Below are 14,441 nucleotides of genomic sequence, written 5' to 3'. Positions count from 1 at the left end.
ATATAGATATCATAAGACTGGGAAACACATGGAGGCACTTTTCCAAGCATAAAATATACGAAATGCTCTTTTGGAACTTTTGGATTTAATCTCTAGTGAGCGCTAAGCTTTACACAATGAATACCTGACTATTTTTTTATTTAAACTTTAAACATGGTGATAATAATGCGTATTTTTGGTCAAACAATTAACTCCAGTATTTTCTCAAAGAGTGATAAAAGTCATACATCGGCTTTACCTCAATGGAACGAACTGAAAAAAGAAACGCTTAAAACTGTAAATCGTTGTAAGAAAAATATAGATCCTTTTAATAAAAGTGGCCGTGTTTCAATTAACACTGCTAACATAGCCCCCACGCAATTTTTAGTGCATACCGTTCGTGATTTTAAAAATGAATCACCATTATTAACCCAGAATGCTCAAACGCTATTATCCTCATGGGATATTATCAGCACTTCTGTTGTTAAAACGGGAGAACACTTAAGATCACAATGGGCTGATGTAGGTTTGATACTTGCCGCAGAACCTCAAAATATAATTTCAACCTCCCGACACGATGTGAGTTTTCAAAATCACGCTGGAAATGAACCCGGGAAGCTCAAAAATACCTATGCACTTACAGAAAGTTACTTCAAAGGCCAAGGTAAGCGCGGCTACACTCCTGAAGGTGGGACATATGCCAAAATTGATACACCCAGTGATATTATCAATAACACTACAGGTAAATATAACGAAATTCTGGTAGTAGGGAAGCCAAACATCAGGACTTATGAAGGTTATGATGGTACCGAAAAAGTAAAAGTTTGCGGAATATATTGTCATCAAATGCTTGATGATAATAAAGACAATAACGCATTAAAATATAAGGAAAACAATGATTTAATCGATAAATTATTAAAAGCAAATCCAGGGTTGACACTTTTTAGAGAATTCACATGGACCGGAAGTATAACAAAGAGGAATCAAGATGAAATAACGAATTACGTTAATTCATTTAAGTAATATTGTATTCTATCTGGAGGGGGTAACAGATTCTGTGTAACTGATTGTTAATGTAATTGTATCTCGATGCATTCCTCGAACTCCATAATAAAACGATTCAATGCCGATATAGTTTTAAATCGGCATTGTCTATTTTTTGCTGAGATCTTTGACTGTTTTAAATTCAGGATAATGGATAATAGTTTTTTTCTGACTTGTCATGGTTTATCTCGGTAGTGATTGTACTCACTTAACTCGGTGTCCAAGACTGGTGTTGCAGCTCAAGGAGCAGTTCACCGTGGTTCTAGACGGTTGGCGTTAGAATACAATCAATTTATGACAAGTGCTAACTGTTCGGTGTGTAAAGACCCCATAAAGACAACATTTCAGCAATAAAAGCTCTGATGTTATCGGGTTTATCCTCGAATAAAGATTTGCAAATAAAGTGTATTTTCCTGAAATCAATTCAACGCTAAGGAGGTCTTGATTAATCAATCATTAATATTATAAGGAAGATAAATGAAAACTACTGTAAATATACTGGCCGCAGGCTTGTTTGTCATTCTGCCAAGCTTTTCCGCTTTGGCTGATGTTAACTTGTATGGTCCAGGTGGACCTCATACTGCATTAATTAAAGTCGGTCAAGCATTCCAAACTGAAACAGGTATTAAAGTAAACGTCTACTTTGGTCCTCAAGCAACTTGGAATGACAAAGCAAAAGAAAATGCAGATATTCTGTTTGGGGCTTCAGAACAGTCTGCTCTTGCGATTACAACGGGTCATGCTGACAATTTTGATATTCACACTATAACTCCTCTGTATTTGCGCCCCGCTATCATTTTAGTAAAAAAAGGAAATCCTAAACAAATCAGAAGATTAAAAGATTTAGCAAAACCCGGAATAGGCATCGTTATCCCAGATGGTGCTGGTGTTAGCAATACCTCCGGTACCGGGATCTGGGAAGATATGATGGGTCGTACAGGCGATATCAATCTAGTCACTAATTTCAGAAAAAATATAGTGCTGTTTACTCCAAATAGTGGCGGTGCTCGAAAAGCATTCTTGGAGGATCCCAAGGTTGATGCTTGGGTCACTTGGTTAGATTGGGCTAAAAGTAATCCTGACTTTGGAGATGTCGTCACCATCGAAAAAAACTTAGTGGTTTATCGAGACATTAATATAGTGTTAAAACGTAATGCGAGTAAGGAGAGTCAGCAATTTGCTAATTACCTAAAGGGTGATAAAGCAAAGCATATTTTTCAACAGTTTGGATGGTCAGATAAATTTAACTTATAAATTAACCTGATCTCTATGAACAAGCCATAACTGCAATAACATTAAACTCCGTGTTAGTGATGTTAAGTTGTGGCTTATTCTCTTTCAATTGATAGGCGATCGTAGTCATTATATTGAGCCTGCGGTGTTTGGAGATATTCTATCTGAGAGAAGATTTTTAACGACGTTGTTGAACAAATCTTTGAACTAATTAGCGTTGCCATGATTAGATCTCCTAACTCACCTTCAGGACGGCAACATGGGAAAATCAATACGTAAAATCGTTAATTGGAAGCAATACAACCAAGCATTAGTGAGCCGTGGCTCGCTCACCTTTTGGGTGGATGAAGATTTAGTAAAGCGTGGTATTGCCATGAGCATCATGGCGGGCGTGGTCGCGGGTTTAGCTGCTATAGTGATGTGGCGATTGAAACCGCGTTGATGGTTAAAGGCACCTTTAGTTTATCGTTGTGTGCGTTAGAAGGCTTTCTCAACTCTTTGTTTACGTTGATGAGTGTGCCACTTAAATCACCCGATTACACTTTTATCAGTAAACGCGCTAAGACTGTCAATAGCAAGTACCGCAACCCCAGTCGTGGCTCAATAAGGCATGTGGTTGTCGATGTCACAGGACAAAAAGTCTTCGGTGAAGGGGAATGGAAAACGCGCAAGCATGGCAGCGAAAAACGCCGCACATGGCGCAAGTTGCACTTAGCCATAGATGCAAGCACTCACGAAGTCGTTGCAGCTGAAGTCAGTCTTGTGTCAGTAGGCGATAGTGAAGTACTGCCGACTTTGCTCAATCCTTTACGGCGAAAGATAGTGCAGGTATCGGCAGATGGGGCTTATGATACAAAGGGTTGTTTATTAATTACTGCAACGTAAAGGCTGCAAAGCTACCATCTCATTCTGCTCAAATGGGAGTAATGGTAAGCATCCACGCAATGAAGCCGTAGAGGCACTGAAAGCGGGTCAGCTGAAACAATGTAAAATCGATAACGGCTATCACCAGCGCGCTCTCTAGCAGAGACCGCCATGGGCCGATATAAACAGTTGAATAATCCAATGCTAAGTTTACGTGATTACAATGGACAAGTTGCAGAGGAATGGGCCAATATAAACAGTTGAATAGTCCAATGCTAAGTTTACGTGATTACAATGGACAAGTTGCAGAGGAATGGGCCGGTTTGAAGGCGATGAACAAAGCCATTAGACTGTGTATGCCCGTTCGCCAGCAAGTTGCTTAATCGGGTAGAAGCCTTGGAATGATTACCTTTTATGAAATGATTTAATCAACAACGCCTAGCTAAGGTCTGCGGGATAGAATCCCTAACCATGATGGAAATCAAAACTGAAGAATAAAGTCAATATTATACATTTGGGTTTGTGAAACGATTTAGTAGGCAATAAATGGACTGATAAAGTAGCAATTCAGGCATATCTCTCTGGCATATCAATGAGGATTGATTTGAACATACTATTCAATTTCAGTTAAAAAATGGATATAGACTTCCAACAATGAAAATTATGTAGTGATTTTATACATCATAAAATGGAAAGTTCATTAATATATGTCACTAAAAATTTGGTATAAGCACTGCATTAACGAATGCATTTATTTATCATATTATATTTTAACATTTTTACCCCTCCCCATGTGGAATAAACATAATTGCTACAAACGAAACGTAAAGCATAATGCAAAAGCCATATAAAGGTAATGGTTGTATTTTATAAGTAAAAAATGAAAAGTCTAAAAATAGCTTTTAATCTTGCGATAAAACTTGATAAAGTATTATCCAGTAAAATTTGAAATTTAAAGGGGCTTTGTTTCCTAATAGTGAAATCCAATGTTTGTCGGGTTTAAATCAAAATAATATTCTGATTACAGATAAACGACTGACGATGAAACAAGGTTTTTAAGCGCCATACTGGCGATCAGGAAGCACTCTGTAGTTATTTGTGCTTTTAGGAAACAAAGCCATTTAAAGGAGTAAAAGAATGAAGTCAAAGATGTTATTTTTATTATCGCTCATCTCACCTATTTCAAGCAATGCATCAGATGAATCACTTTCTTTTCTTATTAATCAACGATTTTCTTATATGAAAGATGTTGCGGCATATAAAGCTGCGCACCACATAGAAATAGAAGATCAAGAACAAGAAGAAAAATTTTATTACATACACAAGATCTAGCTCGTACGATAGGCTTAGATGCTTCATCAATAATGCCATTTATAAAAGCACAGATGGATGTAGCAAAAGCAATCCAGTATCGCTATTTAGCAGATTGGCTAACAAATCCAGAACCTCAATTTCGGGCTCTCCCATTAGCTAGCATCAGAGTTGAAATCATGGACATAAGCAATCGCATCATTAATAACATCGCTATCGATATAATGAAAGAAGGTCAATTAGAAAATAAAAAAATGGAGAATTTACTGACAGAACTTAACCACGCTAAACTCGAGTCGCATGATAAAGTCTATCTTTATGAGACATTATTAAAAATTAGAGCGTTAGAGCCCAAAAAATAATTTTAAACATATAACCTGATACCTTATAAAAAATTAAATTCCATTTAATATTTAGTCATTATCACTAAAAAATAATCTTGCATACAATTAGGTGTCAATCGGCTAAATATATGATACCTGAGCGGCGAATAGAGACCATGCTGCTATTGCTGCAACTCGATTGGAGTCCAGAGCAGATTTCGTATGTATTGAGTCTTGTAAAGAGCCTGTTAACCATGAGTGGGTTTATCGCTATATAGCGTGTTATAAACGTAATGGCGGCAAACTTTATCGTCATTTACATCAAGGACATAAGCGTTAACGTGGCGGAAAAGCAGCGCGAGCACCAACGATAACAAATGCGGTGTCCATTGATAAAAGACTCACAATTGTCGATAGCCGAGAACGGTTTGGTGATTGGGAAATTGATTCGGTATTGGGTCGGCATGGAACAGGGACCATGGTGACAATATTAGAGCTTAAGACACGGTTTTATTTGATAAAGAAAGTAAACTCAACGTCAACGTCAACGTCAACGTCAACGTCAGCGGAAGAGGTGACGAGTGCCACAATCGATCTGTTGATGCCGCACAAGGCGCATGTGTTAACGATAACCGCGGATAATGGTGAGAGTTTGCGAATAATGAAGAGATAGCAAACGCACTGGATACTAAGGTGTATTTTGCGCATCCTTATCGTTCTTGTGAACGAGGCGCAAATGAAAACGCCAAAGGTTTATTGAGGCAATATATTAAAAAGGGGTTGATTTAAGGCTGGAGAGTTATGAACTAATCGAATTTGCTCAGGCAGGATAAACTATCGACCTAAGGAATGTTTGAGGTTTAAGCTGCCAGCGGTAGTGTTTAACCAGCTAGCGGCTTAATTAGCGAGTGTCGACTTCGGAGTTGAATTTGGGACTAATCATAGAAAATTAGGTGTAGGTAGTATATATTATTTTATAAAGTACATTAGTGTTTTCATTGGTAAGGGGCAGTTTTGTTTCTATTTTGATGCGTCGATAATATTGGAGTTAACCAAAGTTAAGAAGAAATTGTAAGTGAATATCAGTATGTAATGATATGTAAGTGAGTGAGTGCTGTAGGAGTGCAGGGTATTAAATCGGTAAAGCTTTAATGTCATTACATTCTAAATTTATTGACAATATTTAGAATGTATCTGTTGAACAAAAAGTCAGTGTTAGAAGTGTGAGAGTCGTAAAGTTATCTTAATATATAATAAGTGGGTGCTTCTGTCAGCCTATTCCGGGGAAATGCGTACTGTCACACCACTTAAAACGTATAGATATCGATAGTTAGTTGTTGGAACTAAATTAGAGTGTGTAATGCTAGAAGGGTTTTACCTAATTTACTATGCTAAGAAGAGTGATAATACCTGTAGACAATATAGTCGCTATTATAGATGGAATAAATAACACCAGTAATAAGTAATTTTTATTTATGAAGAACTCTTCTTGTATTGATTCTAATGTTTCCTCTCTAAAAGGCTTTGTTATTTGTCCGTCAGAGTGTTCATTATTAAATTGTGTGATCATTTCATTATCAAGTGTAAATGACTTTTCTTTACTAATAAGAAGACTTTCATCTTGGATTAACATATATCCCTCTCCAGAAATTGTTTTAATTTCGCATGCCAAATCATTAAATTGATAAAGTGATTTCCTTAAGTTTGATATGGCTTTTGTTAATGATGTTTCCCCGACATGCACGTTACTCCAAACTTCATCTTGAATATATCCTTTACTCACGACACAATTTATATTGTCACACAGCAACTTCATTATCCTTGCTTCTCGCCCACCGATATTCACCACATGTCCATCTTTATGAAGCTGTCTTTTAAGCAAGTTGAAACTAATTCGATTTCCTAATGTATATTCTTTTGTCATATCTGTACCCTGGCTTGATAAAGTTTTTTAGTAACAAGACTAAATGTTAAATTGTAAAAGTTAAATAAAAATCTGCTGAATGGTAATCTGCATTCCGGCATTTTATTGTATAAATGGCTACACCATCTATAATGGTATAGCTATTTAAATATTTAGTTTCTACTTAATTTTTAGACTGTGCTGCTTTGGATACTTTATAAGTTAAGGTTACATTACCAAGAATAACTGTTTTTTCAATACCAAATTCATAGACAATGGTTTGATTTAATTTTGCAATCTCGTCATCTTCTCCTGTATCGGACTCTGATATTTCAACAAAAAGATTTATCATAGGGTTACCATTCGATTTGAATGTGCTGCTAAAAGGAATATGCTGTAACTCCCCATCCTTCACCGCAGTTGAATCTGCGTCCCAACTCGAACTAAAAAACTCCTTTTTATCATTATTTAGTGTTACATGTCCGAAAGATTCAAAACTCCCTCCAGCGCCATCACTAGTCGAAAATGTGAGTTCACCTTCGATAATAAACTCATTGTCAATTTCATTTATTGTGTCAGTAGCATTAAGGTTAGCATTCACATAATGATCATCAACCCCTTCAGTGGAATAATTACAGTCATCAAATCTTATCTCGCCACTAAGAGTGTTTTGTAATCCAAAAGCATTACCTTTTGCCAGACAATCATCGACTTCGATAGCACTCTCACCATCTCTCTCCCAAAAATTGATAAAATATGCGCCACGAGCGCTATCTTCTATGCTTAAACTATTACTCTTTATATGACTTGCAACAAGATCGAATTTACTATACTCAGCAGCTTGGTAATCTGATTTCAATGCATCTTTTCTATTAAGATTGAATAGTGGAATAGCTTGGCCCCGATAAAATGGAATCGGAAATGTAGATATTTTTTCAATTATCTGCTCATCAATCTCTATACCTAATAAGTCTAATAGAACACTGAGAGTCATGCCTTCCATCGCCAATCCCACTAGACCATTTACATCAGAAGCAAAAGCATTTGGCATATAATAAAATTGCCCATATGCTTCTGTTCCCGGACTTTTAGTACCAGAATTATAAAAGTCCCAACTGACATTAGTTGATGTAACCTCACTACTGTAATTATCAAGTTTTTCAATATTGGCATCTATCATATATATGCCAGATATTCCTTTTAAAATATTATTTAACTCTACAGGATGTACAATAAAATAACCAAGTGACCAAGTCTCAGGCGGATATTCTAATAAATTATTAACAACTTCCTTGAGTGAACCCCAACCTTGAATACCGGTGAATTTTTCATATCCAAGCCCGTTAAGTAATTGGGCTACAGTATCGCCCACATCTCCTGATTTTGGCGGAATTTTGAGTGAGTTAACATTGCTCAGTATATAGTCTTTAGTACCACTACAGATTGCATCATCTGCTGTTCTGGTTTCATCCTGCTCATATACATTGCATTCAATTGAGATCACTTGAGGTGTAGAAGCCGATTTTGGAAGTGAAAAAGTGAATGATTGTAAATTTGTTTCCAAAAAATTAACCGGTAAAACTTCTCCATGAGTGTCTAATAACACTTTTTCTGTACCATCTGGAAGATGAACTGAAATTTTCCCAACGAGCTCACTTTGTTGACCAATCTGATCGGCTTTCCTGATTATTTCTCCAATTGGTCGAGTAAATAGGTCTTGCAGTCCTGCAAGACCATCGGAGTATCTTAGTCCGTCGAAACTAGCCATTAGCATGCCGAAATTGACCCTGTAAGTATTTGTATCAGAAGACTCAGGTTTTACATTTGAGAGGTCAGGTGCATAATATACTGTGACATATTCTTCATCATCTATATTTTCTAGCTTTCCACAGGTGCTTACTCCTTTAAATCCCATCCATACACCATAATCTCCTTGTACTCCGCATTGCCCCTTTTCATTTAGATCCCAATCATTAGTGGATCCTGCACCATCGAAAGTGGAAATGGTTTCGAAGTTAGAATAAACTTTACCTGTGTCAGAATCAGTTATCTCCCAACCATAAATAACATTTCCCTCATTATATATCTCTCCTAAATTTTCAGGTTCGGAGCAGAAAGAAGTTCTATTATAAGAACCTGCTGGAATTTCAATTTTCCTAGAGCCTGTTAACTTCTCTCCTGTTCGATAATCATCAATCGCAGTATATAGTTCTGCTTCGAGCTTAGGTAGTGTGCCGTTGACGACTACACAAGTTTTAGTCCTAACGTCACCACTTAGGCCACGAGTATCTTTAGTCATATCATATTCGTTAGAAAATACACTAAAGCTATACATACTAACAGCTAGAGTTAGAGCTATCGGTGCACTTATTGCGTGTTGGTTTTTTCTTAAGTATTTACACATAAATATTACCTTTATAAATAAGTAAAGCTGTAAGTAAAGGCAGTAAAATATTTTCCCCTTTACCATCGAATAAGCATTTTTTGTGAAGAATTTTTAATTTAAGATTATTGTTTATTACTTCCTTATCTAGTTGATGTTGGAAATCCATATGAAGTTATATGAAGTTATATGAAGTTATATGAAATTGAAATTAAGCTTGTTAAATTTTGCTAATATTTAAGGCGCAACCCAATTCTTGCTAAAATGTAACACCAAGGTTATATTAAGTATAATATATTAAGTTTATCCTGATATTCAGTTTTTCTTACTTATAAGTATTTTTTAGTAACTGACTATATTCTTAGCCTTAAGTAATTCGCTTTATTTTTTTTGTAAGTTACTGATTTTAAAGTTTAATGCTGTGATTTACTTCGGCGGTAATGAGCTCAGGCAGCAAATGCTCTCACCGTTGCAATATTCGCGAGGGGTAGCTGCGCGTGTTTGCGATGAGGCAACATTAAAAGCGTGCTCTGTGAATGTGTTTGAAAATTTTGTAAGGAAGGGGGCGAAAGAACGAATATGGCTTAAGTTACATTTTATGTTGCCGTCCATCACTTAGAAGTCATTGATGTCGTAGTGGGAGGGCATTCCTGCAATGCCGCGAATATTATAATGCTTGTGGTAGTTAAGCCGATAGCGCTTATGATGTTAGCGCATTTCACCAGGATTGCTACTCAATGTAGCATAGATGTGGTAGCGTAATTTTTCACGAATAATCGCTTTTTTTATTGCTGGGTAAATGGCATTATTTGTTCTTGAATAAATCTATTTAAACTTTCAGAATCTCTCATTCTCGCATGTGTAGGATATGTCGACTTAATATAGTTATTCTAATCGATAAGAATATTCTTATCTTATCTTATCTTATTTGGTGGTTTTGTTGGTCATGATGAAAACTAACATATTTAAAGCGGATGTCATTTCCATTTCACAAACAAATGATTCGGCATCATCTGCCAACAACTTTCTTGATATTAAGAGTGTTCGAAACACTTCAAAAAGTCCTATACCTTTCTTTGGACAAGCAAGAGATTATAATATAAAAACGCTTTGCCAGACTCAAAGTCCCATAAAAAAACTAGAACTTGAAGCGGGAAACAGGACTGTAAACACATTAACACCTGATTTTATTAATGCTATCGGGTGTAAAACAGGTATAGTAAAATCTCATTTATTACCTTTACAGAAGGTAGCCGCAGATACACAACAGATCATTGCGTTTAGACATGTAGATGGTATGTCTACTGGTTTAATTGAAAGTGGTCATCCAACTAAAGGATATCTAATTAAGGGGAAGTCTGCCAATCATGGTCCCCAAGCTGGGAATATATGCTTTAATCAGGAGCTAAGTAAACTACACAATATCAAGCTTTCAAACGTTAGCGAATTTTATGCAAAAGTAAATAAATATAATAAAAGTGTCATTGAATGCGTTAAGAGTGGAGCTGCAAAAGTTGTCAAGCTTTCCGTATCTGAGCAAAGGCTAGATTTTTTAAAGCAACAAGGAATAATCTCATATCCTTCAGTTTCAAGCAGCTTTATCATTTCATCTAATGGTTTAGATTACGTTGCGATAAAAAATGAAAACGGTAGTTATGATATTAATTTTAAGGGTGAACCTCTCAATGTACTTGCCGATCCTAAAAGTGAAATTCCATTAACTGCTGATTATGACCTCATGTTTATTGCACCTGAAACAGAGAAACTTGAGCTTGAAAATGCAGATAAATTGCCAGTTAAAATGATTCATTTTGACTCTGTTTCAGATGTATACAAGAAAAATTATGCTCGTCATACAAGCAAAGATTTTACCCCAAAAGAATTTTTCAAAAAAGAGGAGGAAACAAAAGGTAGTTATGGCCAAGAAATAGGTAATGCTACGCCAAGAATAGCTAAGATGATTGATGTTATCAATCAGGCATTAGTAGGAGATGGGTTCCCCGTTGTTCACCATAACGCAGATTCAGGCAGTCCCGCAACAGACCCAAATGCCAATTATCCAATTACTGTGTTTATGCCTGAGGGCTTTTCTGGGTACGATAGTATACATATTATTGATAACGCGGATAAACTAAAAGAATTCATTCAACATGCTAAAGATTGGGGCTTTCATGTACCCATAAATCCTAAATGGGAAGCAAACGTAGCGGCTGTTAAAAAAATGTCTTTCCATCAGGCTGCGCGAGTTGTCAGTCAAATGCTCTCACTAGCGTCAGTCCCACCTAAGGAGAGGTAAATAAGGCAATCATTTGCTCAAAGCTCTTATTGCAATTTTTTGCGGTTGTTTCAGATACGACACCACCGCACTAAAGACCTTGATGTTTTTATCACAGAAGCCAATTAACTTTATTTATTATTTATGAAAATAAAGTGTTAATATTCACGAAGTGCAGTAAATTAAATGGGCGTTGTTGATTAAATCATTTCATAAAACGTAATCGTTCCAAGACTTCTGGCCGATTAAGCAACTTGCTGGCGAACGGGCATACCCAATCTAATGACTTTGTTCATCGCTTTCACACCAGCCAACGTCTCTGCGACTTGCCCATTGTAGTCACGCAAACTTAGCATTTGACTATTCAACTGTTTATATCTGCCCATGGCAGTCTCTGCTAGAGAGCGCTGGTGATAGCCGTTATCGATTTTCCATTGTTTCAGCTGATCCGTTTTCAGCGCTTCTACGGCTTCATTGCGTGGATGCCCCTTTTCCCATAACCCCGCATTTGAGCGTGGTGGGATGGTAGCTTTGCAGCCTTTACGTCGCAGTAATTGATAACAACCCTTTGTATCATAAGTCCCATCTGCCGATACCTGCATTATCTTTCGCCGTAAAGGATTGAGCAAAGTCGGCAGTACTTCACTATCCCTACTGACACAAGACTGACTTCTGCTGCAACGACTTCGTGATTGCTTACATCTATGGCTAAGTGCAACTTGCGCCATGTGCGGCGTTTTTCGCTGCCATGCTTGTGCGTTTTCCATTCCCCTTCACCGAAGACTTTTTGTCCTGTGACATCGACAACCACATGCCTTATTGAGCCACGACTGGGGTTGCGGTACTTGATATTGACTGTCTTAGCGCGTTTACTGATAAAAGTGTAATCGGGTGATTTAAGTGGCACACTCATCAACGTAAACAAAGAGTTGAGAAAGCGCTTCTAGCGCACGCAACGATAAACTAAAGATGCCTTTGACCATCAAAGCGGTTTCAATCGCCACATCACTATAGCTAAACCCGCGACCACGCCCGCCATGATGTTCATGGCAGTACCACGCTTTAACTGCAGCTTCATCCACCCAGAAGGTGAGCGACCCACGGTTCAATAACGCTTGGTTTTATTGCTTTCAATTAACGATTTTGCGTATTGATTTACCCATGTTGCCGTCCTGAAGGTGAGTCAGGAGATCTGATCACGGCAACGCCAATTAGTTCACTGATTTGTTCAACAACGACGGTAAAATGCATCAATGCTTGGGTTGGGAGTCCTGGAAAGGGGCAGAGTCGACACTGGCTAGCGTTGAACTTTGGTCCATGATTAAGTTGGGACAAATGGACACAACTGAAATGATGGCCCAATGGGAACAATTTTATTCTTAAGCGGCGTAATTGTATCTGAGGGATCCTGCCCCTCAATTTAGAGCGCAAAGATCTCAGTTTGCGACAGAACCAAGTTACATCGCTCTTTACTCAGTGATGAATATCGGGAAATGATGATTTTTGCAGATGTTAAATCAATTTAACAGAGTATGCTCCGGCCCTGAGAACCTGGCTAACTGAAACCAGCACTCGTGCTGGTTTCTGCTGCTAGAATATTATCGTTATGCCTTTAGGTGATTCGTTACCTGAACAGCCATTGGTGGTGAGGTAGGCTCGGCCGCCTGTGCGTTGACAATACCGTGACCAAAGTTGTTATCTTTACCTGCGTTGCCTGCATCCATTGCGGTAGCTTTTAACGCGCTACGAATTTGGGTACATGTACATTGTGAATAGTTAGACCATACCAGTGCAGTTCGGGGTTAACAATTTAAAAACGGCTGGCAGTTATCTGAATATGTAGCAATTCGACCGCTGTTAAGCATTAAACAGCCGAAATTAGCTGCAGAATTATGGCTGAAACGCAGAGGAGTAAACCTACCATTTTACCTCTGAAAAATGCGGATTATAGTGAATCGGCCCCCCCCCCACGAAAATGGGGGCCTCAATATAGCGTAAGTATGATTGAATCACTGATTAAACTTAATTGATTATATTTACTGTTAGAGTTGCTGCTATATTTGAAGCCAGATGAGGTCCGGAATTTAATTCTGATGTATAAATACTTTATTATTTTCAATATATAAGTAGCTTGCTGTGCTCTAGGATAATGACTAATAAAAAGTGCTCAAGTGTATATTAAAAATATTATCCATTTAATGATTGATGAATGATCTATTTTATTTAGTTTTATCAAGTATTTTTTGTAAAAATTGTTCTTAATAAAATATGGATATTGCTAATTAATGGATGTAAGTTTTAGTTGAATTAATGAGGTAGTTAGTATGGCAAGTCTTAATCTTTGCTAGCTAGAACTATTCATCTAGGGTGTAAATATGATAACAGAGTACGCGTTAGGACATCAAATCAGTTTCAACCCGCTCAAAAGACAAATTTATAAAAATGAGCATGTGGTGAATATTGGAGGGAGAGAGTCTAGTATACTAAAATTATTGTGTGATGATGTAAATAGTGTAGTACGCAAGGAATGTATTCAACAGACAGTTTGGAATAATGTGTATGTTGGGGAAACCTCTTTAACAAAAGCGATTTCTAATTTGAGAAAATCACTTTGTTTATTTGACGGCTTGACATGCGAGATAAAGACAGTTTCTGGTGAAGGGTATGTTTTAATTATCGATGACGGTACATTTGATGTATTCTTTACTGAGGACTTCAATCTAATTGAAGTAAAAAGCGTAACGGAATGTAAATCTAAACATTATGACGATTCAGCCATGTTTTCGATTGCTATTGGAGCAGTTCGGGCAGAGTTTTCTTTAAATATGATTTTTTTATTAGTGTGCTTTACTTCTTCTATTTTAGCAAGCTTGATAACAAGCGGGTTCATTTTTTTATTTAATATAATAGGTTAGTAATTACACCTAAATTCGGATTATATTATTAAATAATTTATGTTTGTAGTTTTTTGTGTATAGTCAAATTATTTCTAATTATTGATAGTTTTTAGTTTGGTTAGTAAAATTATAATTTATGTGTTGGGAAAAGTTATTTTGTGAAAGTAGAATGTTATTGATAAGTGGTTGAAATGAAGTTGATGAAAGGAGAGATTACAACAACAAACGT

Annotated in this window: 8 protein-coding genes and 7 pseudogenes; 10 read left to right on the top strand and 5 right to left on the bottom strand. The window is 36.9% G+C overall.

Features of this window, described 5'->3' with window-relative positions; genetic code table 11:
- Positions 1-165 precede the first annotated feature (165 nt).
- Complete coding sequence (locus KFE26_RS22300; RefSeq protein WP_212601754.1) at positions 166-1,002, top strand: hypothetical protein; 837 nt, start codon at positions 166-168, stop codon at positions 1,000-1,002.
- Positions 1,003-1,500: 498 nt separating this feature from the next.
- A complete protein-coding gene (locus tag KFE26_RS22295) occupies positions 1,501-2,277 on the top strand; it encodes a substrate-binding domain-containing protein (protein WP_212601753.1) in 777 nt (258 codons plus the stop codon).
- 13 nt (positions 2,278-2,290) lie between these two features.
- Here KFE26_RS22295 and KFE26_RS24440 read toward each other — a convergent pair.
- Positions 2,291-2,438: pseudogene (locus tag KFE26_RS24440) on the bottom strand (IS982 family transposase); the annotation flags it as partial.
- A gap of 77 nt (positions 2,439-2,515) precedes the next feature.
- Here KFE26_RS24440 and KFE26_RS22290 point away from each other — a divergent pair.
- The 5 genes and pseudogenes from KFE26_RS22290 to KFE26_RS22275 form a co-directional block, all read left to right on the top strand.
- Positions 2,516-3,384 (top strand): annotated as a pseudogene (locus tag KFE26_RS22290) (IS5 family transposase).
- A pseudogene (locus tag KFE26_RS24435) lies at positions 3,369-3,503 on the top strand (IS5/IS1182 family transposase); the annotation flags it as partial. The pseudogenes KFE26_RS22290 and KFE26_RS24435, both read left to right, overlap by 16 nt.
- Before the next feature lie 754 nt (positions 3,504-4,257).
- Complete coding sequence (locus KFE26_RS22285; protein WP_212601752.1) at positions 4,258-4,452, top strand: chorismate mutase; 195 nt, start codon at positions 4,258-4,260, stop codon at positions 4,450-4,452.
- A 32-nt stretch (positions 4,453-4,484) separates the two neighbouring features.
- Positions 4,485-4,793, top strand: a complete 309-nt coding sequence (locus tag KFE26_RS22280; protein ID WP_212601751.1) for a hypothetical protein — start codon at positions 4,485-4,487, stop codon at positions 4,791-4,793.
- 83 nt (positions 4,794-4,876) lie between these two features.
- Positions 4,877-5,655, top strand: a pseudogene (locus KFE26_RS22275) (IS30 family transposase); the annotation flags it as partial.
- A gap of 477 nt (positions 5,656-6,132) precedes the next feature.
- Here KFE26_RS22275 and KFE26_RS22270 read toward each other — a convergent pair.
- A complete protein-coding gene (locus KFE26_RS22270) occupies positions 6,133-6,678 on the bottom strand; it encodes a winged helix-turn-helix domain-containing protein (RefSeq protein ID WP_212601750.1) in 546 nt (181 codons plus the stop codon).
- Between the two features lie 163 nt (positions 6,679-6,841).
- The gene (locus KFE26_RS22265; RefSeq protein ID WP_212601749.1) at positions 6,842-8,956 is read right to left on the bottom strand and encodes a hypothetical protein; all 2,115 of its coding nucleotides are present in this window, start codon (positions 8,954-8,956) and stop codon (positions 6,842-6,844) included.
- Positions 8,957-9,986: 1,030 nt separating this feature from the next.
- On the opposite strand from KFE26_RS22265, the gene KFE26_RS22260 reads away from it, so the two are divergent.
- The gene (locus tag KFE26_RS22260) at positions 9,987-11,336 is read left to right on the top strand and encodes an anthrax toxin-like adenylyl cyclase domain-containing protein (RefSeq protein WP_212601748.1); all 1,350 of its coding nucleotides are present in this window, start codon (positions 9,987-9,989) and stop codon (positions 11,334-11,336) included.
- A 224-nt stretch (positions 11,337-11,560) separates the two neighbouring features.
- Here KFE26_RS22260 and KFE26_RS22255 read toward each other — a convergent pair.
- Positions 11,561-12,424, bottom strand: a pseudogene (locus tag KFE26_RS22255) (IS5 family transposase).
- A 130-nt stretch (positions 12,425-12,554) separates the two neighbouring features.
- Here KFE26_RS22255 and KFE26_RS24105 point away from each other — a divergent pair.
- Positions 12,555-12,698 (top strand): annotated as a pseudogene (locus tag KFE26_RS24105) (IS6 family transposase); the annotation flags it as partial.
- 207 nt (positions 12,699-12,905) lie between these two features.
- Here the strand turns inward: KFE26_RS24105 and KFE26_RS24100 are convergent.
- Positions 12,906-13,108, bottom strand: a pseudogene (locus tag KFE26_RS24100) (alkaline serine protease); the annotation flags it as partial.
- Positions 13,109-13,690: 582 nt separating this feature from the next.
- Here KFE26_RS24100 and KFE26_RS22250 point away from each other — a divergent pair.
- Positions 13,691-14,230 (top strand): winged helix-turn-helix domain-containing protein, encoded by a 540-nt coding sequence (locus tag KFE26_RS22250; RefSeq protein ID WP_212601747.1) that lies wholly within the window; start codon positions 13,691-13,693, stop codon positions 14,228-14,230.
- The last annotated feature ends 211 nt before the right edge of the window (positions 14,231-14,441 follow it).

Source organism: Shewanella sp. M16, assembly GCF_018224605.1.
Taxonomy (GTDB): domain Bacteria; phylum Pseudomonadota; class Gammaproteobacteria; order Enterobacterales; family Shewanellaceae; genus Shewanella; species Shewanella oncorhynchi.
The sequence above is the reverse complement of the archived record's forward strand: the minus strand, read 5'-3'. Positions and strand labels throughout refer to the sequence as shown.